The sequence below is a fragment of the Bacillus sp. FSL W8-0629 genome (assembly GCF_038593225.1).
GTDB lineage: Bacteria > Bacillota > Bacilli > Bacillales > Bacillaceae > Bacillus > Bacillus altitudinis.
Genome location: NZ_CP151975.1, coordinates 318,138 through 343,027 on the forward strand (window position 1 = coordinate 318,138; position 24,890 = coordinate 343,027).

General features: G+C 43.2%; 24 protein-coding genes. 20 read left to right on the top strand and 4 right to left on the bottom strand.

Going from position 1 to position 24,890, the window contains the following annotated elements:
* Positions 1–4: 4 nt before the first annotated feature.
* From opuAA to NSQ17_RS01785, 5 genes are all read left to right on the top strand, one after another.
* Entirely contained in the window at positions 5–1,273 is a 1,269-nt protein-coding gene (gene opuAA, locus NSQ17_RS01765) for a glycine/proline betaine ABC transporter ATP-binding protein OpuAA (RefSeq protein ID WP_135010189.1), read from the top strand.
* Between the two features lie 10 nt (positions 1,274–1,283).
* Positions 1,284–2,129 carry a glycine/proline betaine ABC transporter permease subunit OpuAB gene (gene opuAB / locus NSQ17_RS01770; RefSeq protein WP_024718999.1) on the top strand — a complete coding sequence of 282 codons (846 nt, stop codon included), beginning with the start codon at positions 1,284–1,286 and terminating at the stop codon, positions 2,127–2,129.
* Complete coding sequence (locus NSQ17_RS01775; protein WP_024718998.1) at positions 2,129–3,010, top strand: glycine betaine ABC transporter substrate-binding protein; 882 nt, start codon at positions 2,129–2,131, stop codon at positions 3,008–3,010. The genes opuAB and NSQ17_RS01775 overlap by 1 nt, the downstream gene beginning before the upstream one ends.
* 39 nt (positions 3,011–3,049) lie before the next feature.
* The gene (locus tag NSQ17_RS01780) at positions 3,050–3,925 is read left to right on the top strand and encodes an alpha/beta hydrolase (protein WP_342467781.1); all 876 of its coding nucleotides are present in this window, start codon (positions 3,050–3,052) and stop codon (positions 3,923–3,925) included.
* A gap of 85 nt (positions 3,926–4,010) precedes the next feature.
* Positions 4,011–4,733 (top strand): SDR family oxidoreductase, encoded by a 723-nt coding sequence (locus NSQ17_RS01785; RefSeq protein ID WP_342467782.1) that lies wholly within the window; start codon positions 4,011–4,013, stop codon positions 4,731–4,733.
* A gap of 48 nt (positions 4,734–4,781) precedes the next feature.
* On the opposite strand, the gene NSQ17_RS01790 is transcribed toward NSQ17_RS01785, so the two are convergent.
* Positions 4,782–5,909, bottom strand: a complete 1,128-nt coding sequence (locus tag NSQ17_RS01790; protein ID WP_335350186.1) for a M20 peptidase aminoacylase family protein — start codon at positions 5,907–5,909, stop codon at positions 4,782–4,784.
* Between the two features lie 153 nt (positions 5,910–6,062).
* Between NSQ17_RS01790 and NSQ17_RS01795 the strand changes: the two genes are divergently transcribed.
* The 3 genes from NSQ17_RS01795 to NSQ17_RS01805 all read left to right on the top strand — a co-directional run bounded on the left by NSQ17_RS01795 (position 6,063) and on the right by NSQ17_RS01805 (position 10,324).
* Complete coding sequence (locus NSQ17_RS01795; RefSeq protein ID WP_007498311.1) at positions 6,063–7,493, top strand: YfcC family protein; 1,431 nt, start codon at positions 6,063–6,065, stop codon at positions 7,491–7,493.
* A gap of 217 nt (positions 7,494–7,710) precedes the next feature.
* Positions 7,711–8,658, top strand: coding sequence for an L-lactate dehydrogenase (locus NSQ17_RS01800; RefSeq protein ID WP_007498309.1), 948 nt, complete (start codon positions 7,711–7,713; stop codon positions 8,656–8,658).
* Between the two features lie 43 nt (positions 8,659–8,701).
* Positions 8,702–10,324, top strand: coding sequence for an L-lactate permease (locus NSQ17_RS01805; RefSeq protein WP_342467783.1), 1,623 nt, complete (start codon positions 8,702–8,704; stop codon positions 10,322–10,324).
* 52 nt (positions 10,325–10,376) lie between these two features.
* On the opposite strand, the gene NSQ17_RS01810 is transcribed toward NSQ17_RS01805, so the two are convergent.
* Positions 10,377–11,366, bottom strand: coding sequence for a LacI family DNA-binding transcriptional regulator (locus NSQ17_RS01810; protein ID WP_159145371.1), 990 nt, complete (start codon positions 11,364–11,366; stop codon positions 10,377–10,379).
* A 109-nt stretch (positions 11,367–11,475) separates the two neighbouring features.
* Here NSQ17_RS01810 and NSQ17_RS01815 point away from each other — a divergent pair, with 109 nt between their 5' ends.
* From NSQ17_RS01815 to NSQ17_RS01840, 6 genes are all read left to right on the top strand, one after another.
* Positions 11,476–12,801: a DegT/DnrJ/EryC1/StrS family aminotransferase gene (locus NSQ17_RS01815; RefSeq protein WP_326111455.1), complete on the top strand. Its 1,326-nt coding sequence runs from the start codon at positions 11,476–11,478 to the stop codon at positions 12,799–12,801.
* Positions 12,776–13,642 (top strand): HAD-IIB family hydrolase, encoded by an 867-nt coding sequence (locus NSQ17_RS01820; RefSeq protein ID WP_024718989.1) that lies wholly within the window; start codon positions 12,776–12,778, stop codon positions 13,640–13,642. Before NSQ17_RS01815 ends, NSQ17_RS01820 begins: the two co-directional genes overlap by 26 nt.
* Positions 13,639–14,685, top strand: a complete 1,047-nt coding sequence (locus NSQ17_RS01825; RefSeq protein ID WP_024718988.1) for a Gfo/Idh/MocA family oxidoreductase — start codon at positions 13,639–13,641, stop codon at positions 14,683–14,685. The genes NSQ17_RS01820 and NSQ17_RS01825 overlap by 4 nt, the downstream gene beginning before the upstream one ends.
* 57 nt (positions 14,686–14,742) lie before the next feature.
* Positions 14,743–15,930: an MFS transporter gene (locus NSQ17_RS01830; protein ID WP_342467784.1), complete on the top strand. Its 1,188-nt coding sequence runs from the start codon at positions 14,743–14,745 to the stop codon at positions 15,928–15,930.
* 125 nt (positions 15,931–16,055) lie between these two features.
* Positions 16,056–16,685, top strand: coding sequence for a LysE family translocator (locus NSQ17_RS01835; protein WP_039166356.1), 630 nt, complete (start codon positions 16,056–16,058; stop codon positions 16,683–16,685).
* Between the two features lie 119 nt (positions 16,686–16,804).
* Complete coding sequence (locus NSQ17_RS01840) at positions 16,805–17,188, top strand: UPF0715 family protein (RefSeq protein WP_342467785.1); 384 nt, start codon at positions 16,805–16,807, stop codon at positions 17,186–17,188.
* On the opposite strand, the gene NSQ17_RS01845 is transcribed toward NSQ17_RS01840, so the two are convergent.
* Positions 17,183–17,464 carry a DUF2651 family protein gene (locus NSQ17_RS01845; protein WP_024718984.1) on the bottom strand — a complete coding sequence of 94 codons (282 nt, stop codon included), beginning with the start codon at positions 17,462–17,464 and terminating at the stop codon, positions 17,183–17,185. The two genes, NSQ17_RS01840 and NSQ17_RS01845, sit on opposite strands and share 6 nt — an antisense overlap.
* 229 nt (positions 17,465–17,693) lie before the next feature.
* On the opposite strand from NSQ17_RS01845, the gene NSQ17_RS01850 reads away from it, so the two are divergent.
* Entirely contained in the window at positions 17,694–18,452 is a 759-nt protein-coding gene (locus NSQ17_RS01850) for a YqcI/YcgG family protein (protein WP_024718983.1), read from the top strand.
* Here NSQ17_RS01850 and NSQ17_RS01855 read toward each other — a convergent pair.
* Positions 18,447–19,796, bottom strand: coding sequence for an amino acid permease (locus NSQ17_RS01855; RefSeq protein WP_268373329.1), 1,350 nt, complete (start codon positions 19,794–19,796; stop codon positions 18,447–18,449). The genes NSQ17_RS01850 and NSQ17_RS01855 overlap by 6 nt on opposite strands.
* A gap of 83 nt (positions 19,797–19,879) precedes the next feature.
* Here NSQ17_RS01855 and NSQ17_RS01860 point away from each other — a divergent pair, with 83 nt between their 5' ends.
* The 5 genes from NSQ17_RS01860 to aroD all read left to right on the top strand — a co-directional run bounded on the left by NSQ17_RS01860 (position 19,880) and on the right by aroD (position 24,888).
* Positions 19,880–20,476 carry an urea carboxylase-associated family protein gene (locus tag NSQ17_RS01860; protein WP_096882145.1) on the top strand — a complete coding sequence of 199 codons (597 nt, stop codon included), beginning with the start codon at positions 19,880–19,882 and terminating at the stop codon, positions 20,474–20,476.
* Positions 20,477–20,671: 195 nt separating this feature from the next.
* Positions 20,672–21,493 (top strand): ammonia-dependent NAD(+) synthetase, encoded by an 822-nt coding sequence (gene nadE / locus NSQ17_RS01865; protein ID WP_024718980.1) that lies wholly within the window; start codon positions 20,672–20,674, stop codon positions 21,491–21,493.
* 324 nt (positions 21,494–21,817) lie between these two features.
* Entirely contained in the window at positions 21,818–22,675 is an 858-nt protein-coding gene (locus NSQ17_RS01870; protein WP_286068355.1) for a citryl-CoA lyase, read from the top strand.
* The gene (locus NSQ17_RS01875; RefSeq protein ID WP_135010171.1) at positions 22,672–24,105 is read left to right on the top strand and encodes an aldehyde dehydrogenase family protein; all 1,434 of its coding nucleotides are present in this window, start codon (positions 22,672–22,674) and stop codon (positions 24,103–24,105) included. Before NSQ17_RS01870 ends, NSQ17_RS01875 begins: the two co-directional genes overlap by 4 nt.
* Positions 24,106–24,114: 9 nt before the next feature.
* Positions 24,115–24,888: a type I 3-dehydroquinate dehydratase gene (gene aroD, locus NSQ17_RS01880; protein ID WP_342467786.1), complete on the top strand. Its 774-nt coding sequence runs from the start codon at positions 24,115–24,117 to the stop codon at positions 24,886–24,888.
* The last annotated feature ends 2 nt before the right edge of the window (positions 24,889–24,890 follow it).

Here is a 24,890-nt window from a genome sequence, read left to right on the forward strand (position 1 = left end):
AAAAATGAATTCTGAAGAGAGAAAGATCAAAATCAAGATAAATAATGTATCTAAAATTTTCGGTAAAAATGCTAAAAAAGCATCTCAAATGCTTGAAAAAGGGAAGACAAAAAGAGAAATCCTAAAAGAGACCGGCGCAACAGTTGGTGTCAATCGAGCAAATTTTGATGTGTATGACGGCGAGATATTTGTCATCATGGGGCTATCAGGGAGCGGAAAGTCCACACTTGTGCGGCTGCTGAATAGGTTAATCGAACCAACCTCCGGCGAAATTTATATTGATGGGGATATGATAACAAATATGTCAAAGGATCAATTGCGTGAAGTCAGACGGAAAAAGATCAGCATGGTCTTCCAAAACTTCGCATTGTTCCCGCATCGTACCATTCTGGAGAATACAGAATACGGGCTTGAATTGCAAGGTGTAGAGAAGGATCAGCGCCGCTCTAAAGCGCTTGAATCTTTAAAGCTTGTTGGACTTGAAGGTTTTGAAGAGCAGTACCCAAATCAATTAAGTGGCGGTATGCAGCAGCGTGTTGGATTGGCACGTGCACTAGCTAATGATCCTGATATTTTGTTAATGGATGAAGCGTTCAGCGCACTAGATCCATTAATTCGTAAAGACATGCAGGATGAATTGCTTGAGCTTCATACGTCTGTAGGAAAAACAATTATTTTCATCACGCATGATTTAGATGAAGCGCTTCGTATTGGCGACCGCATTGTCCTCATGAAAGACGGGAATATCGTTCAAATCGGAACACCAGAAGAAATTCTGATGAACCCATCGAACGAGTATGTTGAACGTTTCGTTGAAGATGTAGACCTTTCTAAAGTATTAACCGCTGGTCATATTATGAAACGTGCAGAAACAGTTCAGATTGATAAAGGGGCACGTGTTGCGCTCACGCTCATGAAGAACCTTGGTATTTCGTCTATCTATGCAGTAGATAAGAAAAAGCATTTATTAGGTGTTATTTCTGCACAAGCAGCGAAAAAAGCGGCAGAAACGGGTGCGTCGCTAGAAACTGTTCTCGATAAAGAATTTACGACAGTATTGGAATCAACGTATTTAACAGAGATCTTTGATGCAGTATCTGATGCGGCAAATATTCCAATTGCCGTTGTAGATGAGAAAAACAGAATGAAGGGTATTGTGGTCAGAGGTGCATTGATTGGTGCATTATCAGGAAATGATGAATATATCAACATGTCTTCTAACAAACTAGAGGAAATTAAAACACAAGAGCCTTCTGCACAGGAGGTAGAATAAGATGTTTAGTATGAGTGATTTACCTAGAATTCCGTTCGCGGATTATATCGATCAATTTGTTGACTGGTTAACATTAACCTTTGGTGGTTTCTTTGATGGCATCACAAATGGATTAGCTGGAACAGTAAATGGTATTGTAGCTGCACTTGGCGTCATTCCATCTATTATTTTAACGCTTATCTTTGCCGGCATTGCTTGGTGGATCAGTACAAGAGGAGTTGCTCTTTTCACACTTATTGGATTCTTACTGATCGACTATTTAGGCTATTGGCAGCCAATGCTTCAAACGCTTGCGCTCGTTCTGACAGCTGTGGTCATTTCTATCGTGATCGGGGTTCCGATCGGTATTTGGGCATCACAGAAGGAAACGGTGCGTAAAATTGTCACACCTATTTTAGACTTAATGCAGACAATGCCTGCATTCGTTTATCTTTTACCAGCAATCTTCTTCTTTAACATTGGAGTAGTACCTGGCGTTGTGGCATCTGTTATTTTCTCTATGCCGCCAACGATTCGTATGACCATTCTGGGGATTAAACAAGTACCATCTGATTTAATTGAAGCAACCGAAGCATTTGGTTCAACGACATTCCAGCGTTTGTTCAAAGTTCAGCTTCCACTTGCTACAAAAACCATCTTAGCTGGTATTAACCAAAGTATCATGCTTGCTCTATCCATGGTCGTCATTGCGGCAATGGTAGGTGCACCAGGACTTGGTTCGGAAGTATATAGTGCGGTAACACAGCTGAAAACAGGGATTGGTTTTGAAGCTGGTATTGCCATTGTTATCGTGGCAATTACACTGGATCGTATTACACAGAACATTAAAACGAAAAAAACCAGGGGGAATGCTTAATGTGGAAAAAGTCTCTCTACATTGGGATGACCGCCCTGCTTGTCTTTTTACTAGCCGCTTGTGGTGCAAAGTCGGACTCAAATGCGAGTGCAGCACAGCAAGTGAATAAAACCATTATCGGTATTGATCCGGGTTCAGGTATTATGGCGCTGACGGATCAAGCGAAAAAGGACTACGGTTTAGAGGATTGGACGGTTGTGTCTGCCTCAAGTGCAGCGATGACAGCGACATTGAAGAAATCGTATGACCGTAAAAAACCGATTATCATCACTGGCTGGAATCCTCACTGGATGTTTTCCCGCTACGATTTAAAATATTTAGATGATCCGAAAAAATCATATGGTGAGGAAGAAGAAATTCACACCATTTCACGTAAAGGATTTGCGAAGGATCAGCCGGAAGCAGCCAAAATGCTCAGTCAATTTAAATGGTCTCAAGATGATATGGGCGAAGTGATGCTTGATATTCAAGATGGCGTCAAACCAACGGATGCTGCTGTTAAATATGTGAAAAAGCATAAAGATCAAGTAGCGAAATGGACAAAAGGCGTGAAAAAGTCAAACGGTGACAAAATCAATCTTGCCTACGTTGCGTGGGATAGTGAGATTGCAAGTACCAATGTGGCCGCAGAGGTATTGCGTGAGCTTGGTTTTAAAGTGACCTTGACTCAGGTTGAAGCGGGCCCAATGTGGACAGCAATTGCAACCGGAAGTGCTGATGCATCATTATCTGCATGGCTTCCAAATACGCATAAAACGTATGCAGCGAAGTTTAAAGGAAAATATGATGACCTCGGTACAAGTATGAAGGGTCTTCGCATGGGTCTCGTTGTTCCGACTTATATGAAAAACGTCAACTCGATCGAAGATTTGAAAAAATAGCCAATTGTATAACAGTTCCCTTATAATAGAAGGGAGCATATGGAAAAAGCAGTCTGCTCAAAAAGCGACTGCTTTTTCTTATATATAAGGATGGTGGATGAGTTGTCGATGGTGGAAAAACCAATGATGATTTTCCTGCACGGTGGAGGCGTAAGCAGCTGGATGTGGCAGGAGCATATGGAAATATTCAAGGAAACGTATGAATGCTATACCCCTGATTTTATCGGTCACGGGACAAGAGCAAATGAAACGTCGTTTTCCATGCGAGAAAGTGCTTTTGAAATCATTTCATGGATAAAGGAGCATGCACATGGTCGTACAGTCATTCTAATTGGCTTCTCTCTAGGTGCACAGGTAGCCGTTGATGTATTATCGAGAGAGCCAGACATCGCAGACATCGCCATTATCAATAGCGCCCTTGTGTTGCCATTACCATGGCTCTATTTGATGGTAAGGCCCATTTTACCTCTTACATATCCGTTATTAAAAAAAGATTGGTTCATCCAGCTGCAAGCAGAAAAGATGGAACTTCCAAACGATGTACTGGATCATTATGCAGCGGATTCCAAACAATTGCAGAAGAAGACGCTGCTTACGATGTTTCAAGAAAATCTTCATTACAAGCTCCCTGAGACGTTTCAACAAGCGAAGGCACGGATTCTTGTGACAGTGGGAGAAAAGGAAAAGAGCATTATGACTAGGTCAGCAGAGAAAATCACGAATGCACACCCGAATGCAGCCGGGTTCATCGTTCCTGACATTGGACATACGTTTACTTTTGAAAAGAAAGAACTTTTTGTCAACATGATCAAAAGCTTTATAGAAGAGCGTGCGTTACCAGCGGAATTAAAGGAAATAAGGAAACTAGGCCATTTAGAAAGTGAAGATGAGCATAAAAGGGGCAGGCATGTATAAGACATTGTATGATATAGGTATAAAACGTTTACAGATGAATGGGTGTATGGATGGAAGCTCGTAATTGAGCCATGAAGGAGGAAGCATGAGTAAAAACTATATCATATTTGGTGCGAGTCAAGGATTAGGGGATGCCTTTGTAAAAGGTCTTCCTTCAAGTGGAGATACAGTATGGATTGTGTCACGAAGTGAACCAAGTAGTTTGAACATAGACGATGGGGTGCGTAGAATTTGGCTGAAGATCGATTTATCAAGCCAAACCCATATCCCTTTTATGCTCGAAGCATTGAAGGATCAGACAATTGATGTACTCATTTATAACGTAGGTTTATGGGAAAAACGCGGCTTTGAAGATGATTATTCTTTCGATCATGATCAACCGGAGGATATCGCTCATTTAATCAATGTGAACGTTACCTCAACGATTACCTACATCCAAGCTCTGCTTCCGCACGTAAGGACATCTGAGAATGGAAAGATCATCGTCATTGGTTCTACTGCGGGACTTGACCATACGAATTTGCCTCAGGTTTCTTTTGTTGCTTCTAAATTTGGGCTTCGTGGTATTGTGAACGCACTAAGAGAGCACGTAAGGAAAGATAAAATATCCGTTACCTGTATCAATCCAGGAGAGTTGGCGGCAGAAGTTCCGTACGAAGATGGCGCCGACAAAGCCATTGCTCTGTATGATGAAACGAGAATACCTGTACAAGATATTGTCGAGCTGGCGAGATGTGTCATTCATCTATCCAGGGTGTCCTGTGTGAAAGAAATCAATGTACCGGCAATGACAGATGTGAATGCGTAAAATAAAGGAGACCACCCGCTTAAAGAAAAGACGGGTGGTTTTTTTATTTTACGATGAATGCTGCTGAAGTGTTTCGTATACAGCTTCCGTCAAAATCTCAATGCCGGTCAAAATCGCAGAGCGATCGAATGTCATATAAGGGTGATGAAGCCCAGGTTTTAAATCACAGCCTAAACCGAGCATCGTCGATTTAATATGAGGAAGCTTTGCTGCATAAAAATGAAAGTCCTCTCCGCCTGTCGTCACGATCGGTGGATCGAGCTGTTCTTTGCCTAGCACTTGCTCTATAGCATGTGACATGATCTCCACAGCTTCTTCATTTAATGTCGCAGCTGGAAGACGATGATCAGTTGAAAGTGTGATAGAGGCGCCAAAAGCATCCGCTACAGAATGGCATGCTCTTTCAATTTCCTTTTCTAATTCATCCATCACTTCGTTTGTCTGTGCCCGAACGTCGAGTGTAAAAGAGGCCTTGCCAGGTATGATGTTGGAGCTGCCGCCGCCTGCATTTAAATTGGTCATTTTCACAGAATGGGCGACTCGTGGATCGACATGGATATGTGCCAGTCTCTGCACAAGCGTAGATGCAACTTCGATGACGTTGACCCCAAGGTGCGGGCGTGCACCGTGTGCTTCCTCCCCTAGAATGGTTCCGACGTAATGATTACTTGATCCGTGCAAAATGGCAGGAGCGCAGCGTCCGTTTAAGGTTTCTTGAATTGGGCGCACATGCACCCCGTATAAATAATCGACGTCAGCTAACACACCTTTTTCGATCATCTTTAAAGCGCCGCCGCCTCTTTCTTCGGCAGGCTGAAAAATGAATCGGATCGTGCCACTTGGAAGTTCTTTTTCTTTCAATGCCATGAATGTCCCAAGTGCCATCGTCATATGTGCATCGTGTCCGCATGAATGGTTGGCTTGAAAAACGCCATCTACTTCCTGCCACAGTGCGTCAATATCGGCTCTCACAGCAACCACTGGTGCGCCTTCCCCAATTTCACCGATTACCCCTGTACAGTCTTCAAATGTTCTCGTTTTACAGCCTAATTTCTTTAATAGAGCTTCAATATAAGCTGTCGTATTTGTCTCTTCCCAGCTGATTTCTGGATGGGTGTGCAGATGTTCAAAGATGTCTGTCACGGTTTGTTTCATCTCGTTTGTCAAAGTTGTCATGAGAAGCCTCCTTGCTGACAGATAATCTGCCAAAACATTCTTTTAGTGAAATAATATTGATCTTAAATATCATCAGTGTTTATAATATAACACATCATTTGATTATTCAGAAAATTAAGTGAAATTCCGATCGGGACAAAGGGGTTTTGACAGATGAAAACAGCAACAGTATCAGCACCTGAGAAACAAAAAAGAAAACTTCAGATGCCGGATGCGTATGTACTCTTATTTATGATTGCTTTAATTTGTACGATCGCAACGTATTTTGTACCAGCCGGTGAATTTGATCGGAAAACGTCAGGAGAGATCACAACAGCTGTTCCTGGCAGTTATCACCGTATTGATCAATCACCAGTTAGTCCGGTTGGTTTTTTTACAGCGATTCAAGAAGGGATGGTTGGTTCATCCTCTATTATTTTTCTGATTCTTTTTACTGGCGGAACCATTGCAATTTTGGAAAAGACAGGTGCCATTAACGGGATGATTCACAATGTCATCAGCCGGTTCCAAACGAAACAGCTGTTGTTTATTTGTATTGTTGGCGGATTGTTTTCTGTACTTGGGACGACCGGAATTGTGGTGAACTCAGTCATTGGTTTTATTCCTATTGGGATCATTGTGGCACGTTCTTTAAAGTGGGATGCAGTGGCTGGAGCGGCGGTTATTTACATCGGCTGTTATGCAGGTTTTAACGCAACTATTTTGTCTCCATCTCCATTAGGTTTATCACAAACGATTGCAGAACTGCCGATTTTTTCTGGTATTGGGCTGCGTGTCATCATTTATCTTTGTTTTCTCCTATCTAGTATTGTGTACATCTATTTATATACAAAACGCTTGAAAAATAAAGAAAAGGGAAGCCTGCTTGGTGACGAGTGGTTTCCAGCTAAAGGGCTAGGAGGAGCTGATGCGGAATCTGTGGACAAGCCTGAATTCACCGGTAGACATAAGCTGATTTTAGCGGTGTGCGGTTTGTCGCTTGGGGGTTTTTTATATGGTGCGCTTCAGCTCGGCTGGACCGATAAGGAAATGGCTGGTGTGTTCATTTTCATGGCAATTGCTGCTGGCCTGCTTGGGGGATTAGCTGCCAATGATATTGCAAAAACGTTTATTGTCGGCTGTCAAAGCCTTGTATACGGCGCACTCATTGTCGGCATGGCACGCTGCATTTCAGTCATTTTGGAAAACGGCAAGCTGCTTGATACTGTGGTGAATGGGCTTGCGAGTATGCTGACAGGGTTTAGTCCAATCGCTGGTGCGATCGGCATGTATATCGCCAGTGCGCTCCTTCACTTTTTGATTTCATCAGGATCAGGAGAAGCGGTTGTTTTTATACCGATTCTTGCGCCGCTTGCTGATTTAATGGGTATCACGAGACAAGTAGCGGTAGAAGCAGTGATGCTCGGTGAAGGGGTGGTCAACTGCGTGAATCCGACTTCAGGTGTGTTGATGGCTGTCTTGGCTGCAAGTGGGATTCCTTACGTGAAATGGCTGCGTTTTATGGTACCGCTTGCGCTCATTTGGTTCGTCATCGGCCTTGTCTTTATTTGTATCGGTGTCATGATCAATTGGGGACCTTATTAAATAAGAAAGAAGCTGCCAAAGAGTGTTTGGCGGCTTTTTTCTTATGAGAAAATGTATGGGGACAGCGGTTTAAAACCACAATAAGAGTGTTCACAAAATGGCTACATTATTTTTTTGAGCAATCCCCTTGCAAAAGTTTGTGAAGTATTGCACAATAAGAATGTGAAATACTTCACATAAGAAAAACAACTTAGTTTTACTCAGGAGGATGAGATAAATGACAAACGAAAAAGTAAACAAAGTAGCACTTATTGGAGCAGGTTTTGTCGGCAGCAGTTATGCCTTTACATTAATAAATCAAGCAATCACAGATGAATTGGTAGTCATCGATTTGAATCAAGACAAAGCAATGGGTGATGTCATGGATTTAAACCACGGGAAAGCATTCGCCCCGCATCCTGTGAATACTTGGTATGGAGATTATGAGGATTGTCAGGATGCTGACATTGTATGTATCTGCGCTGGTGCAAACCAAAAGCCAGGTGAAACGAGACTTGATCTTGTAGAGAAGAATTTAAATATATTTAAAGGCATTGTAGACAATGTGATGAAAAGCGGATTCGATGGTATTTTCTTAGTTGCTACGAACCCAGTTGATATTTTGACATATGCGACTTGGAAATTCAGCGGACTGCCAAAAGAACGAGTGATTGGCAGTGGAACAACGCTTGATACGGCAAGATTCAGATACATGCTTAGTGAGTACTTTGAAGCAGCGGCGCACAATGTGCATGCGTACATCATTGGAGAGCATGGGGATACAGAGCTTGCTGTTTGGAGCCATGCGAATATCGGAAGTGTACCGATCACAGAATTAATGAAGAGAAATGACCAATACAAACAAGAAGATTTAGACGACATCATGGAAAATGTCCGTCATGCTGCTTACCAAATCATTGAGAAAAAAGGCGCGACTTATTACGGCGTAGCGATGAGTTTAGCCCGTATTACTAGAGCCATTTTACACAATGAAAACAGCATTTTGACTGTCAGCACTTATTTAGATGGAGAATACGGAGCAGAAGATGTCTACATTGGTGTACCTGCCCTTGTGAACCGAAATGGTGCAACAGAAGTGATGGAGCTCGCACTGAACGACACAGAAAAAGAAAAATTCGCACACAGTGTGAATGTGTTAAAAGAGATTTTAGCTCCTCATTTTTAATCAATCAAAGGCAACCTATCTGAGCAGAAAAGGATGAATCACTATGTGGCAGCAAATATATGATCCGTTTGGTAATGAGTTCGTCAGTGCATTGGTGGCTATGCTTCCAATCTTGTTTTTCCTACTAGCATTAACTGTATTTAAGTTAAAAGGGGTATTAGCCGCTTGTTTTACCTTGATCGTCAGTTTTGTAACAGCTGTTTTCTTCTTTCATATGCCAATTGAAAAAGCATTATCTGCTGTGGTGCTCGGTGTATCTAATGGGCTGTGGCCGATTGGATATATCGTCATCATGGCCGTGTGGCTCTATAAAATTGCTGTGAAATCTGGAAAGTTCGATGTCATTCGCTCTAGTATTGCAGGAATCTCTCAAGATCAACGTTTACAGCTCTTATTAATTGGTTTTAGTTTTAACGCATTTTTAGAGGGAGCCGCTGGATTCGGTGTTCCGATTGCGATTAGTGCCGCTCTTTTAACAGAGCTTGGGTTTAAACCACTGAAAGCCGCCATGCTCTGCTTGATTGCAAATGCTGCGTCTGGCGCTTTTGGTGCAGTAGGTATTCCGGTTATTACAGGGGCGCAAATGGGGAATATGACGCCGCTAGAGCTGTCTCAAACCCTTGTGTACACCATTCCTTTTATTTCTTTCTGTATTCCGTTTCTGCTTATTCTCATTGTAGACGGCTTTAAGGGAATCAAAGAAACACTTCCAGCCTTGCTTGTTGTAAGTGGAAGCTATGCGATTCTGCAGGCTGTTACAATGGTCACGATGGGCCCTGAGCTTGCCAATATTATTTCAGCTTTAGCGAGTATGGGAATTTTGGCTTTATTTCTTCGAAAATGGCAGCCGAAACATATTTATCGTGAAGCAGGGGCACCAGCCATTGAGAAGAAACAAACGTATAGCGGGATTGAGGTGCTGAAAGCATGGTCTCCGTTTTATATTTTAACTGCCGTCATTACTGTATGGAGCCTACCAGCTTTTAAAGCATTATTTGCTGAAGGAGGACCGCTTAACTGGACAACCATTTTAGTGAAAATGCCGTTTCTGCATCAGCAAATTGTGAAATTACCGCCAATTGCTCAAACAGAAACACCGATTGATGCGATCTTTAAAATTGATGTTATTAGTGCAACAGGTACCGCCATTCTAATTGCAGTGATGCTGACAGGATTGTTCAGCAGACATATTACATTAAAAGAAGGGGCTGCCTGCTTAAATGCAGCGGTCAAAGAGCTTTGGGTTCCTGTTCTTACGATTTGTTTTGTCATGGGCTTTGCCAACTTGGCGAATTTTGCAGGTCTAAGTTCTGCTATCGGACTAGCGTTTGCTAAAACAGGCGATTTATTCCCACTTGTCAGCCCAGTGCTTGGCTGGATCGGCGTGTTTATTACGGGATCTGTTGTGAGTAACAATGCCTTATTCGGCAACCTTCAAGCAGTCACCGCTTCTCAAATCGGCTCTCAGGCAGGTTTGTTAATCGGGGCAAATACGACCGGTGGTGTGATGGCGAAATTAATTTCTCCACAATCCATTGCCATTGCAACAGCAGCTGTTGGAGAAACAGGTAAAGAATCTGAGCTCTTCCAAAAAACAGTGAAGTACAGCTTCATTTTGCTTGGCATCGTATGTATATGGACATTCATTCTTGCTCAATTTATATAGGTTGATCGATTGATTGAAAAATGGAAGACTGAGAGATTTCTCAGTCTTTTTTTTATGTGGATTCTCGTGTGACAAGCCGAGTAGGTAGCTGAATATGTTCACGTTGTAATGGTTTTTGATCTTGGAGCAGCTGAATCATTTGTTTTACAGACTGCTGGCCGAGCTCGACGATGGGGATGTCGATGGTCGTGATCGTTGGTGCTGTCACCTCACAAATGTCTTGATTGTCATAACCGATCACCGCTAAATCCTTAGGAATGTGATATCCATATGAAATGGCTTGTTTAATGAGGCCTGCTGCCACTTGATCATTGCCGGTGAAAATCGCATCCGGCGCATCCGGCATCCGGTGGATTAAGTCCATCAAACGAAAGCCGTCTTCAATGGTAAAAGCCTCGCCGAACAGCCAATCTTCTTTAAGCGGCAAACTGTGATCAGAAAGCGCATCAAGATAGCCTTGCTTTCTTTGTTTTTGCGCTTCACTGCTTTCTGTATCAAAGCAAAATCCAATGGATGTACGCCCTGATTGAATCAAGTAGTCAACCGCTTTATAAGCAGCTTCCCGCTCATCATATCCGATAATCGGAATGTCTGCTGTTTGATGATACTCATTTGCCATGACGATCGGGCCGTTTGCTAAAAATGGCTCGATTGTTGCCCACTTATTTTCTAACGCCCCCAATATGACACCATCTACTTCTTTTCTTTTTAATAATTGAAGCCCTTCAAGTTCTACTGATTCTTGATAAAACGTCTGTAGCACGATGGCTTTATACCCTTGATCCAGCGCTTCCTTTGAAATGCCTTTAATCAATTGTGCAAAAAAAGGATGGTCCACAGCTGGAACAGACACAGCAATGGTTTTTGTCTGATGTGACCGAAGGGTGCGGGCCGCTGAGCTTGGTGTATACTCCATTTCCTTCATCACCTGTAAAATGTGCTGGCGCTTTTCTTCGGATACATATGGATGGTTGTTCAGCACCCGAGAAACAGTGGTCGTTGAAACCCCGCAGCGTTTGGCAATTTCATAAATTGTACACATATTAACAAATCCTTTACACAAAGTTATTGTTCTGAAATCGATAACATCATTTACAATGTGAAACAAGTTAAATATTAACAAATGGAATTGATTAATTGGAGGGAATGGAATGCAAATATTGACGAAGATATCAGGTAAAAGCAAGGATTATCTACCGTTGCTGGATATGATCAATCAAGGTGTTCAAGTAAAGGCTGATTCAGTTGAAAAGAATCTAGCGAATGATAAGCTTGCTGCGTTCCTTGAGCAAGATATTGCGCGTACAGGTTTGGAAAAAATTCTCTTCCATTATAAACAAAATAAGGAAAAAAAGATACCGTTCCTGCCGGTCGATAAACTGATTTCAGAGGATGAGATTGATGATATTATGCAGGTGCTGAAAGAAGTATTAAGTTCAGGCCGTTTTACATCAGGGCCTTATATTCCAAAGTTTGAAAAGACGCTTGCAGCGTACTTAGGGAAAAAATATGTCATTGCCACATCAAGTGGAACAGATGCCTTGATGATCAGTTTAATATCAGCAGGCGTCCATTCTGGAGATGAGGTCATCCTACCTGCCAACAGCTTTGCTGCAACAGAAAATGCAGTGCTTGCGATTGGTGCGGTTCCAGTCTATGCCGATATTGATCCAGACACCTACTGCCTAGCGCCGAATGAAATAGAAAAGCATATCACAGATAAGACAGTATGTATTCTCCCGGTTCATTTGTATGGAAAGCAAGCGGATATGAAGGCCATTTCGACGATTGCGAAACGGCATGGTCTATCGATCATTGAGGATGGCTGTCAGGCGATTGGCAGTAGCGGGCTTGGGGAATTTGGGGATGGACTTGTTCTCAGCTTTAATCCTTACAAAAACCTTGGAGTTTGCGGAAAGGCAGGAGCCATCGCGACAAATGATGAAGCCCTAGCCGAAAAATGCATGGAAATCAGCTATCACGGTTTTGAACCAGGAAAGAAAAACGTGAAGCGCAGTGACTATGGCTTTAATTCTAAGATTGATAACTTACAGGCCGCAATCGGGCTAGAACGAATGAAATATTTAGGTTTGCAAAACTTTAAACGCTTTTACTTGGCAAAGAGATACATAGATCAGCTGCAAACGCTGGAGGACGAGGGCTATATAAAGCTTCCGAAGCTAACAGAGGATCATGTATGGCATCTATTCCCGATCAGAGTGGTGAAGGGAAGCCGAGATGAGCTGGCAGAGAAATTACTGGAAATGGGCATAGAAACAGATGTCTATTACCCAATTTTATCGCATCAGCATCAAACGAATCTTGTTTCTCAAAAGTATAAACAAACGGCACTTCCACATACGGAAAAAGCCGTACAGCAATTACTCCATTTGCCGCTTTATCCAGGTATGCCGCTGCAAGATCAGGAGAAAGTCATCGAGGGGGTCCATCATGTTATCAAATCTTCCATTCAATAAAAAGCTGGTGCATCAACCACAACATCCGCAGTGGATCGTCTTCTGTGATTTCGATGAGACCTATTATTCTCACGGAATGACCGAGGAGCAGAGAGAGGATGTAAAACGGCTGGAAGCTTTTGTGGCAGAAAAGAGCGAAGCCGGACAGCTCATGCTGGGCTGGGTGACGGGAAGCAGCCTTGATTCTGTTACGAGCAAAATGGAGAAAGGCGGTTTCTATCAATTCCCGCATTTTATTGCGTCGAATTTAGGAACTGAAATCGTGTATACATCAGATGGGAAATTTGGACAGCCGGATGCAGAATGGATGAAACGGCTTGATGCACAGGGCTTTTCAGACGAAAAAATTGAAGATATTCTGCAAGCCGTACGTGAAAAGGGGATCACCCTTAGGCCGCAAACGCAGCTAGGCAGCTCTGGGTATAAAAAGAATTTCTATTATCAGGAGCAGGATGAACGAACAGATCTCCATCATCTATCATTCATCCAAACACTTGCGAAGGAGCGGGGAGTGGCGGTGAACATCAACAAATGCAACCCACTTGCGGGTGACCCTGCGGATTGCTATGACGTTGATTTTTTACCAGTGGGAACAGGAAAGGATGAAATCGTTCGGTTTATGCTGAATCAATATAACCTGTCAAAAGATAAGGGCTTTGCTTTTGGTGATAGTGGGAATGATCTGCGGATGCTTCAGTCCGTCACGCACGGCTTTCTTGTCCAAAATGCAACAGCCGAAGCCAAACGGCATCATCATCAAATTTGTCATCATGGGTATGCAAAAGGAATCTATGAAACACTGAAAACAGTGATGTATAAACATGAGGAGGCACATTCATGAAGAAAATTGGAATTGTTGGAGCAGGGAATATTGCAAAAGCACATGCTAGAGCATTATCAACGATCAAAGGTACAGAATTATCTGGGGTCTATGACTTGCACGAATCCGTCGCACAAGGATTTATTAAACAGTACGGTGGACGGGTGTATGCCAGTATCGAAACACTAGCGGATGCATCAGATGGATTGATCATTGCTTCCCCTAACTTCTGTCACAAGGACCATGCCCTTCAGGCGCTTAGAGCAGGACAGCCGATTTTATGCGAAAAACCGATGGCTGTATCGTTAAAAGAAGCGAAGGAAATGGTGGAGACAGCCAAACAGTTCCAGATTCAAGCCAGTATGGGCTTTAACTATCGCTATTTATCCTTTGTGAATATTTTGAAGAACTTGATCGCCAATGGTGAATTAGGACGCGTTTTGACAGTACGGACACATTTTAAGAAAAATAGTGCCCTTAGAAGAAAGACATTTTCGTGGAGAGACAGCGGCGAAAGTCTGCGTACAAGCGGTGCATTAGGAGATTTAGGGATTCATTTGATTGATATGCTGTGGTACTTATTTGGCAGTGAAATGAAAAAAGAATCCCTTAATACGAAGATGCTGACACATGTAAAGGAAAAAGAAGAGAAAAAGGTACAGGTCGATGACCATACCGAAATTTTTGGGCAAATGGAGAATCAAGTGTTCTTTCATTTGGTGACGTCCAAAAGTACGCAGCCGGAAGAATGTGGATTTAGTGTAGAAGTGGTGGGGCATGACAAGGTTTTTAAATACCATACAAACATGAAAAACGAATATGAGATCAGTGATGGCTTGTGTGTAGAGCGTCATCAAATGCCGCAAACATTGCTGACAGATCCGCCGAATGAATTTTATGGATGGTCTGATACATTCCGTGATCAGCTGATGCATTGGGTAAATACAAACTCATATCCATCTCATATGAAGGTAGCTGATTTTGAAGATGGTTATCGCGCGCAGGCTGCGCTGAATACGTGCTTCGAGAGGGAAGAGGCTGTCGTCTCTGCCCGCGCATATTAATGAAGAGGTGGAGCGGAGGATATCATGACTCCGCTCCTTTTTAGAGGAAGTGAAAAGATGAAAAAGGTGTTTTATTTTGGCTGTATCTTTTATTTTTTTATTGGGACCATTCATGTGTTTTTTGGCAGTTTAACGCCTTATTTGCTGTCTAGTTATGAGAAGGGTCCTGGGGAATTATCTTCTTTAATCTTCTTTCAGTTTATTGGCTTTTTGACAGGCGTTCTTTTGTCGCCCATTCTTGTGAGGAAAAAAGGCTACGGCGCTGTTTTGACGATGGGATTGCTGCTGATGATTGGAGCGCTTCTTCTTGGCCTTTTGGTGCCAGGTTGGACGATTCTTGTGGTGGCAGGTTTTTTCCTTGGGAGCGGTGCTGGCAGTCTTGAGACAACGGCCGGGGCGTATGTCATTTCAATGGCAAACAGTGCAAAGCGAATCAGCATCATGGAGGTCTTTTTTGGATTAGGTGCGCTATTATTTCCTCTATTGATTCTGCTGACTGTGACAGAGGAAACGTGGCATTATGTGTTTTTATTTCAAGTCGGTGCACTGACTTTTTTCCTTATGCTGTGGCTTACTTTTATGAATAAACTCCCTCGTGGGCAGATGGCGGCTCCTATTCAAGACATGAAGAAACCGTCCTTGCTGTTTGATCGAGGGAATCGAATGATTGTGGTGCTGATGATCTGTTTTGCGTTTTTCTACGCAGGAATTGAAACGAACTTTGCGAACTTTTTACCGTCGATCATGCTAGAAAAAGGGGGAGACAACTGGGGTCTTTTTGCGGTCTCTACTTTTTGGACAGCGATCGTCATTGGCAGAACTGTCATTGCGAGAAAAGCCGATCAGCTGCATCCGCTTCGTTTTTTAAAGTTAAGCGCAGCGCTGATGATTGTGCTGCTCGCCGTATTTGCTCTAGCCACCCACATCGCCGCGCAGCTAATTCTTATCTTTTTCATCGGTCTATGCGCAGCTGGCATGTTCCCCATTGCCTTGACAGCTTCTGCATTAATGATTGAAAATGCCATCGACGAGGCCACGAGTTATTTTATTGCTGCCGCTAGTTTAGGTGGAGCTTGTTTGTCCTTTTTGATTGGGTTTAGCCTTGAGTGGGCAGGTGCGGCAAGCGCCGTCTTTGTTTTCTCCTTTTTAGCTGTTCTCCTTTTTGCGGCTGCCATTCAAATGAATCGATCTCGGAAAAAAGAAACCATACCCACACAGCCGCCGGCGATGAAAGCCGATCGATAAGCAGCTGCTCTGGTGGCTCCTCCTTTTGTATAGCTTATCTTCAGAAAAGGTGACGAAGGACTTGTACTAAAACAACGAAAGCGTGAATAACATGTACAAGTCAGCATCAAAAGGAGGACGTCTATGTGGCGGTGTTTTTTGGTTATATCTTTTTAGGGTTGTCACTTTCAGCGCCTGTTGGGCCAGTCAATGCAGCCCAAATCGACAGAGGGATTAAAAGTGGATTTTGGCACGCTTGGATTTTTGGTGTGGGGGCTATGGCTGCGGATATTGTCTATATGCTCCTCATCTATTTTGGTGTCGCCCAGCTTTTGACTGCACCTCTTGTGAAAACCTTTTTGTGGCTGTTCGGCTTTTTCGTTCTGACCTATACCGGTATTGAAAGCCTTCGTAAAATCAATTTGCAGGAAAGCCCGAAGAAGGATGGAGGCAACACGTCGATCGGGCATTCGTTCATGACGGGATTTTTTATTTCTCTTTCCAATCCGCTTAGTATTTTATTTTGGCTTGGAATTTATGGAAGTATTTTGGCCAATACGATTGAAAAGTATGGAGCATCTCAAATGCTGATGTACAGCATCGCTATTTTCATCGGCATGCTCTTATGGGATTTCTGTATGGCGCTACTCGCCAGTACGTTTAGACGGTATTTAAATGAACGAATGTTGCACGGCTTATCCGTTCTGGCAGGTCTCTCTTTACTTGGCTTCGGTGCCTATTTTGGATATCAAGGGATCATGGCGCTCATTGGATAGAATGGTTGATAAGAAAAAGGGCTAAAATCTAAATCATTTTAGCCCTTTTTCATATTTGACAGAAATAGGACACTCTTCAATCATGATGGAAGATACATAAAATTGAAGGAGTTTTTGCCATGCGTATGTTCCTGCCAGCATTCAACTATGTGTGTATGCTGATTTTGTCTGTGATCACAGCGACATTTGTTTATACCATGTTGTTTGCCCCACCTGAATCCAGATTCAGTTATGTGGAGGTCACCAGTCTTTTCATTTTGATCGCTTATGTCCTATTTGCTACACCTATCCAAATGGTTTTACACCGTCATCCTGAGAAGTTTCGACGCCGTGATTTATTGGTTTATTTTATCGGGGCGTGGGTGGTTTGTACGGCGCTCGCATTATGGATTGATTATGGTGTTGTCGTCTTTATTAGCTACAAAGTTTATCTATTTAGCTTTTGCGCGGCCTTTATTTATTGGCTGCTTGATTCCATCTTTTTAAAGAAGAAACAATCATAAAGGCTTTTCCCGTTTTTTCTCTTGAACATGAACGTGTATGACCTTCGAGAGTCCGCTTGATACAAAAGCAAGAGCCGTCATCAGAAGGACCCAGTATAGATTGCTAAGGTCAAATCCAGTATAAGCGAAGATGAAAATCATCGAAATCACGGACGTTAATATGAGGACAGGCCATATCCGTTTAAATAGCAGATAACCAACAAATCCCCAAAGGAAAGCCATCACTGGTAGTGTAAATAAGATCAGATACATCGGATGGAGAAAAAGAAGACGCATGTCATTCACCCATTTCTTTTATAATGACCAATTCTATTAGATAGAGGCGGCTAAATGATGATATGCAGAAGCATACTCATACATGATTAGATAAATGGAAGTGAATTCCTGCCTCATCCGGCAAATCAACCACCTTGTGAATGTCCAGTGAAAGTCGTTGAAGGACAGTCACCACAGCTTTTTCCTCCTCATAGGCTATGGAGAAGACGCTAAAACGAGGTGGAAGAAAATGGCCCAGCTGTATGCAAAAAGTTGCCTTGATCAAAATCTACGATCACTCGAAGAATGGAAGCAGGATGCCTTCACACAGTTTGGAGAGATGGTAGGGGATGAGGCAGATACATTTCCGTGTGTACCAGGCAGACAAGGATTTTTTCTCGATCATTTGCGTTATGGATTTGTCGGTGATCCGCGGGGAGAAGAGGCCGTGAATGAATTAGCAGAGCTTTTAAGGGAATACCAAAGCTGCTCTAGGGAAACCGGTCAATATGCTTCGTTCATTTGCTTTTTTGAAACACCGCAGGATATGAAGGAGTATTCGCTCGAAGAGTATGAGGAGCAGTTTTGGTCGGTTGTTCAGCAATTACATCAAAAGGATGAAATGAAATGGCCAGAGGAAATTCCATCAGATCCTGAAAATCATGAATGGGAATTTTGTTTTCATGGGGAGCCTTATTTTATTTTATGCGCGACACCAGCGCATAAGCTAAGAAAAAGTCGTCACTTTCCTTATGTGATGTGGGCCTTTCAACCAAGGTGGGTGTTTGAAAAGATGAACGGTTCCACCACATTTGGTCAAAAAATGAGTAAACTCGTTCGGAAGAGGCTGAAGGCGTATGATCAAGTAGATGTACACCCAGCATTAAAATGGTACGGGGATCAGAAAAATTTAGAATGGAAACAATATTTTCTCTCAGATGATGAGGCGGAGAAACCAGCCTCCGCCAAATGTCCATTTACTGCTTTAAAAAACATGATGAAATTATGATGCGGCCTGATCCTGTTTCCACTTTTTTCTCATAAAGAGTACCATGATGCCAATCACGGCGATGATCCCAAGGCTTATAAAAAAGCCGGGTCGTCCGCTTGCCTCTGTCAGAGTGCCTGTAACGGCCGCACCGATTAAGAGCAGGGCAAGAACCGTTTCACACGTTTGACGAGTAGATGGTTTTGACAGCTTTTTACTTGATAGCAGAATAAACACCCATGTGTATAAAAGAGTTAAACCGGCTGCTGTTGTGAGATGCTCATATATGTGTTTGGACAAAAAGAGTGCCAGCAAAATCGAGACAATCAATCCAGCAGCAGTTAACAAGATCGAAGACCATCTAACATGAGATGGTTCTTTTTGTTTAAAACAAGCAGGTGCATCGTGATGCTCCGACATCGTGCCAAGCAGCGTCGTGACTGCATAGAGGGAGGCAACCAATGTTGAAAACCCGGCAATAATGAAAATGCCATTAAAGATATGAAGGAAAATCGATAAATGAAATGGTTCCAGTGATGTAATAAATGGACTGCTATTCTCGTTAAAGGCTGTCACTGGCACAAGCAAAAGCGCAAGTCCGATGGAGACGATATAAATGACAGCAAGAATGATCAGCATCACACGTCCAGATTTTGCGGCGTCTTTCGGATCTTTTAAATGAACCGCCATCAGCCCCATGACTTCAATTCCCCCGAAAGCATAAAACGCATAAATCAGCCCATTCCATAGACCGAGTGGGCCGAGCGGCATCCATTCATGGTCTTTATTTGGCAGGTGGAGGGTGGGCCTATGCTCTGTGAGAATGCCGCATAAAACAAGAACGGCAAGGACGACAAACAATAGGATCGCCCCGGTTTTCAGCACGGCAAGGACATTTTCCGTCTTTTGAAAAGAAGAAAGCCCAATGATAATCACAAGCAGGGCAAGAGCGGAATAAATCGCTGAAAACACCCATAGTGGAATGGATGGAAACCAGTGACGAGTAAAAAGAGAAATCGCCGTCAGTTGACTCCCTGTGATCAGCATTTCTGAAAACCAATACACCCAGCCATTACTAAAACCCGCCCAACGCCCATAGGCTTTTCGGGCATAGGAACAAAATGATCCCTTATCTGGGTTCTCGGCTGTCATCGCAGCCAGGTGTTTAAAGACGAGATATGTGCCGACTGCCGCAAGCAAAAATGAAATGCAGACGGAATAACCGGATTTTGTAATAGCGATGCTGGAACCAAGGAAGAAACCAGTGCCGATTGTACAGCCGACTCCGATAAGAGAAAGCTGCCACCAAGATAAAGATTGTTCTTCTTTCAATGCATGTGCAACACCTTTCCGATTCAATAGCATTAGCTTGTGACCGCCTCTTTTTTTTTATACATGATCAAGAGGACGTTTTGGGCATACTGTCAACATGGAAAGGAGTGCATGTGATGAACGGAGAATACGTGATTTTACCAAAGGATGGGCTTGGTTTTCGGTTAGGAAAAGGACAATGTATGCGAGTGGTTGATGTCGAAGGGCAGCAAGTAGCAGATGTGATGGCCTATCATGAAAAGGATTTTTATGAAAAATTTGATCAAGGCGCTACAATGGACAGCCTGTTCTCTTCCAAGGTGAAAAAGGGAGATCAGCTTTATTCTAATTTATATAAGCCAATGTTTACGGTCATTGAAGATACAGTCGAATGTCATGATTTATATATGCCTGCGTGCCGGCAAGAAATGTATCAGCTCTTATATGGCAGGACGCACCTAGAGGTCATGCATACATGCTACGATAATCTCAGAACAGCTTTTGAGCCATTCGGAATTCCAAAAGAGGATATGTATTATCCTTTTAATGTCTTTATGAATACAATCATTGATGACAAAGGAAAGTTGTCTGTCGAGCTGCCAAAATCGCTCTCCGGTGATTACATTCGTCTGCGTGCAGAAATGGACCTCATTGTCGCGGTGTCTGCATGTCCTGCCGACATTGGAAAATGCAATGGCTCAAGCTGTACATCCATCCGGGTGGAGATCGATTGAAAAGGAAAGACCAGTCAAAGAGACTTGGTCTATTTCGTTTGTGAATGTTTGATCATTTATGAAAAAGGGGAACGTCTAAAAAATATCTTTTTTCAAAACATGATATAATAAAGTGGCTAAAATCGTAGGTAAATCAATTGAAATGGAAGTAAAACCTGTTCTCTTCATGTAGAGGATGCTTAGGAGGAAAAGTGTATGAGTTTGCAGAAAAAAATCAGCCAAGAGTTGCATGTGCAGCCCTCAATTGACCCAAAGCAGGAGATCGAAAAACGGGTTGGATTTCTAAAGGCTTACTTGAAAAAGACCGGTGCAAAAGGATTCGTTCTCGGTATTAGCGGCGGACAGGATTCAACGCTTGCCGGTCGTCTCGCTCAGCTCGCTGTAAGTGAGCTTCGTCAAGAAGGAAAAGAGGATGCTGTCTTTATTGCAGTCCGTCTACCGCATGGCACGCAGCAAGATGAAGACGATGCGCAGCTGGCTCTATCATTTATTCAGCCGGACAAGTCTTGGAAATATGACATCGCACCTGCCGTGACGGCATTCAGTGAACAATATCAAAAGGAAACAGGCGGTGCGCTGTCTGATTTTAATAAAGGGAACGTCAAAGCACGCATGAGAATGATCGCACAGTATGCCGTCGGTGGACAGGAAGGCTTACTTGTCATTGGAACGGATCATGCAGCTGAAGCTGTGACGGGCTTTTTCACGAAGTATGGTGATGGCGGTGCAGATGTTCTCCCGCTCACAGGTCTGACGAAACGCCAAGGACGGACGCTACTAGAAGCGCTGCAAGCACCAGAGCGTCTATACTTAAAGAAACCAACAGCCGATCTGCTGGATGACAAGCCTCAGCAAACGGATGAAACAGAACTCGGCATTACGTATAATGAAATTGATGATTACTTAGAAGGTAAGCCCGTGTCAGATCAAGCAGCAGAAGCGATTGAAAAACGCTATGTTCAATCAGAACATAAACGCCAAGTACCCGCTTCCATGTTTGATGACTGGTGGAAATAAAATAAGTGACCTCTCCAGTAGATGGAGAGGTTTTTTTCTGTCAAATTTCAGCTGAATTTGACAGAATGAATCGAAAATGGTTCATTAATTAGTAGAACGATCTACATAAGTCTGTTTGACTAAATAAAGGGTAAATTGAAGAAGAAGTGGTGAAATAATTAGTTCGATTCACTTAATTTCTCATCAAAAGACAGTATTTTCAGAAAAAATGATTGACGATAAAAACGAATGCGCTTACAATGAAAACACATTCCAAAAAGTGAAATTGAATTCCACTAGACGGAATAAAAGGAGTCGTTCATCTCCAAATAAGTGGCTAAAGGAATGATTCACACAATGAAAAATCGAAGTGCACTGGAAATATACAAAGAAGGAGGCGCTTGGTGGGAGACTGAGATTAGTCATATTCAAAAAAATTCAATTGAACTTCGGGGCTATCCAATTGAAGAGCTTATTGGTCAATTATCGTATCCACAGATGCTTTATCTACTGCTTGTTGGTGAATTACTAGATGATTCGAAGGCAGCTCTTTTTGAAAGTGTTCTTGTCGCAGGTGCGGATCATGGGCCAAGAGCACCGTCTATTGCAGCGGCAAGAATGGCGGTTACGTGCGGCATTTCGTTTAATTCTTCTGTTGCAACAGGGGTGAATCTATTAGGTGATATTCATGGCGGAGCTGGTGAAAAGGCGATGCGTATGTTATACGAAGCCAAAGCGGTTTATGATGCACAAAAAGATATGAAGTATGCTGCAAAGCAAGTATGTCAGACATGGTTAGCTCGCAAGGAAAAAATTCCGGGAATCGGTCATCAGCTGCATGATGATGATCCTAGAGTGAGACGGCTGTATGAGCTGAGTCAAACATATGTGCAGCAAGGTGATATCAGCGGAACGTACTTACGGTTAGCTGAGGCGATTAGACATGAGCTTGAACAATTAAAAGGGAAAAAAATCACGATGAACATAGATGGTGTATCTGCTGCGATCCAATGTGAATTAAACATTCCAGCTGAAGCGGCAAAAGGCATCTTTTCCTTATCCAGAGGAATGGGCATCGTGGCGCATGCATATGAAGAGCTGACAAAAGGTGCCCTAGTGAAAGGTCCATGTCCGAATGAAGAAAGACTTGTTCGTTATGCGGGGGTCGGGACGCGTCACTTGAAGGAGGGTGAGAGAATTTGAGTGAATTGAAAGCGTTGTCATATATAAACGGCGAATGGCTGGATGCAAACCATGTCAAAGAAGACATTATCAATCCATACTCTGGGGAAATGATCGGTACATCCTATCTTGCCTCCTCAGAAGATATAGAACAGGCGCTTTCTATTGCGCAGCAAGCTAAAAAACAATTAGCGGCAATATCAGCATTAGAACGCTCAACGCTTCTAACAAAGGCAGCTGCCTTATTGGAAGAACAAAAAGAGCATTTTGCAAAACTCATTTCTTTAGAATTAGGCAAACCGCTTAAAAATACAAGAGATGAAGTCTCACGATCAATTGAAACGCTGGCGCAGTCAGCCGAAGAAGCCAATCGACTAATCGGTGAGACCATTCCTGGCAATGTATCTTCCCGTGGACAGAGAGCAATGGCGATGACATTTAAAGTGCCGGTTGGGGTTGTGCTGGCGATTACGCCTTTTAATGCGCCTCTCAACTTAATTTGTCACAAAATCGGTCCAGCTTTTGCGGCAGGGAATGCCATTATTTTAAAACCAGCACCGCAAACATCAGCTGTTGCCACAGCGTTTGTTAAGCTCCTGCTTGAAGCAGGGTTTCCAGAAAAGAGCCTGCAACTTGTGATTGGAGGAGTAGACGCCGGCAGACAGTTAGTCACTGATGAAAGAACCAATCTTGTTTCTTTTACTGGCGGTGCGGTGGGCGGAGAACATATTTCAAACTCTGCTGGATTAAAAAAGGTACTACTGGAACTCGGAGGAAATGGAGCGACGATTGTTCATCATGATGCAGATATCGAGCAAGCCGCATCTCTTTGTGCCAAAACGGGCTTTAGCAACTCTGGTCAAAGCTGTATTTCTGTTCAAAGAATTTATGTTCACAAGCAAATTATGTCGACATTTACTGAGACACTTAAACAAAAAGTAGAACAGCTCGTCGTTGGAGATCCGCTGTCTAGTGAAAGTGATATCGGCTGTATGGTTGATGTACAGGCAGCAAAACGTGTGGAGGCTTGGATACAAGAGGCAGAGAAAATGGGTGCCGAGCTTCTATCTGGAGGACAACGAAATGGCGCAAGCATCACACCGGCTATTTTGCTAAACCCGCCAAAACAAGCCAAGGTCGTCTGTGAAGAAGTGTTCGGTCCAGTTGTCAGCATTCTCCCATATGAGGAGCTGGATGAGGCAATCAAAGAAGCAAACGATAGTCGATATGGTTTGCAGGCAGGTGTCTTTACGAATCAGCTAGATATTGCGTTACACGCAGCAAAAGAGCTTGAAACTGGCGGCGTAGTCATCAATGGGACATCGAATTTCAGACTAGATCACTGGCCATATGGCGGGATTAAACGAAGCGGTATTGGAAGGGAAGGCCCACGTTTCGCCATCGAGGAGATGACCGAAACCAAAATGGTTGTGCTGCCAAATGGGCTATAAAGGGGGCAGATGGATGTGAATGTCTTTCAGCAAAAGTTAAAAAATGTGCAAAATGGCGGTCAGCCAATGATTTGTACGCCGCTCATTGGACAAACAAAGGAAGAATTGTTTCTTGAAGTTGAGGTGTTAGCTGAGAAAAAGCCTGATGTGATAGAGTGGCGAGCGGATTTTTTCAATCACCTCAATGACAAGGAACAAGTCATCGACACCCTAAAAGGGATGATCGAACAGGCAGATAACATCCCATTTTTATTCACCATTCGTTCTGAAAAAGAGGGCGGCGAACGCATCTCACTCTCAGAGGGTGAAAAGGTTTCCCTGCTTGTTGAGCTTTGTGCCACTCAGCTTGTGGCTGCCGTTGATTTTGAATTAATGCATGATGTCTCGCATATCCAGCAAGTCAGTCAGGCGGCTAAGAGAAACGGGGTCATCTTGATTGTGTCGTACCACGATTTCCAGCGTACCCCTGCGGCGGATCGGCTTGTGGAGCTATTCACCCATGCAGAATCGGTTGGCGCCGATATCGCAAAGATCGCCGTCATGCCGCATTCCTATGAGGATGCATTGACACTGCTTTCTGCGACGGGCAAGGCGAACAAGCATCTGTCCATCCCCGTTATTTCGATGGCGATGGGGGAATATGGCGCCTTCACAAGAATGGTAGGTGGACTCTTTGGGTCTATCATGACCTTTGCTGTAGGGAAAGAAAGCTCAGCACCTGGACAAGTTGCGATACAGGATTTGAATACCGTTCTATCGATTGTGTTTTCAAAGAATCAGTGAGT

Bases quoted from the DNA above. Each gene is read 5' to 3' on its own strand.
- NSQ17_RS01850 (WP_024718983.1), top strand. From the start codon at position 17,694: ATGGCCCAGCTGTATGCAAAAAGTTGCCTTGATCAAAATCTACGATCA.
- NSQ17_RS01810 (WP_159145371.1), bottom strand. From the start codon at position 11,366: ATGTGTACAATTTATGAAATTGCCAAACGCTGCGGGGTTTCAACGACC.
- NSQ17_RS01815 (WP_326111455.1), top strand. From the start codon at position 11,476: ATGCAAATATTGACGAAGATATCAGGTAAAAGCAAGGATTATCTACCG.
- NSQ17_RS01860 (WP_096882145.1), top strand. From the start codon at position 19,880: ATGAACGGAGAATACGTGATTTTACCAAAGGATGGGCTTGGTTTTCGG.
- NSQ17_RS01775 (WP_024718998.1), top strand. From the start codon at position 2,129: ATGTGGAAAAAGTCTCTCTACATTGGGATGACCGCCCTGCTTGTCTTT.
- aroD (WP_342467786.1), top strand. From the start codon at position 24,115: ATGGATGTGAATGTCTTTCAGCAAAAGTTAAAAAATGTGCAAAATGGC.
- opuAB (WP_024718999.1), top strand. From the start codon at position 1,284: ATGAGTGATTTACCTAGAATTCCGTTCGCGGATTATATCGATCAATTT.
- NSQ17_RS01830 (WP_342467784.1), top strand. From the start codon at position 14,743: ATGAAAAAGGTGTTTTATTTTGGCTGTATCTTTTATTTTTTTATTGGG.
- NSQ17_RS01840 (WP_342467785.1), top strand. From the start codon at position 16,805: ATGCGTATGTTCCTGCCAGCATTCAACTATGTGTGTATGCTGATTTTG.
- NSQ17_RS01790 (WP_335350186.1), bottom strand. From the start codon at position 5,909: ATGACAACTTTGACAAACGAGATGAAACAAACCGTGACAGACATCTTT.
- NSQ17_RS01780 (WP_342467781.1), top strand. From the start codon at position 3,050: ATGGAAAAAGCAGTCTGCTCAAAAAGCGACTGCTTTTTCTTATATATA.
- NSQ17_RS01785 (WP_342467782.1), top strand. From the start codon at position 4,011: ATGAGTAAAAACTATATCATATTTGGTGCGAGTCAAGGATTAGGGGAT.
- NSQ17_RS01795 (WP_007498311.1), top strand. From the start codon at position 6,063: ATGAAAACAGCAACAGTATCAGCACCTGAGAAACAAAAAAGAAAACTT.
- NSQ17_RS01870 (WP_286068355.1), top strand. From the start codon at position 21,818: ATGATTCACACAATGAAAAATCGAAGTGCACTGGAAATATACAAAGAA.
- NSQ17_RS01855 (WP_268373329.1), bottom strand. From the start codon at position 19,796: ATGCTATTGAATCGGAAAGGTGTTGCACATGCATTGAAAGAAGAACAA.
- NSQ17_RS01845 (WP_024718984.1), bottom strand. From the start codon at position 17,464: ATGCGTCTTCTTTTTCTCCATCCGATGTATCTGATCTTATTTACACTA.
- NSQ17_RS01820 (WP_024718989.1), top strand. From the start codon at position 12,776: ATGTTATCAAATCTTCCATTCAATAAAAAGCTGGTGCATCAACCACAA.
- NSQ17_RS01800 (WP_007498309.1), top strand. From the start codon at position 7,711: ATGACAAACGAAAAAGTAAACAAAGTAGCACTTATTGGAGCAGGTTTT.
- nadE (WP_024718980.1), top strand. From the start codon at position 20,672: ATGAGTTTGCAGAAAAAAATCAGCCAAGAGTTGCATGTGCAGCCCTCA.
- NSQ17_RS01825 (WP_024718988.1), top strand. From the start codon at position 13,639: ATGAAGAAAATTGGAATTGTTGGAGCAGGGAATATTGCAAAAGCACAT.
- NSQ17_RS01805 (WP_342467783.1), top strand. From the start codon at position 8,702: ATGTGGCAGCAAATATATGATCCGTTTGGTAATGAGTTCGTCAGTGCA.
- opuAA (WP_135010189.1), top strand. From the start codon at position 5: ATGAATTCTGAAGAGAGAAAGATCAAAATCAAGATAAATAATGTATCT.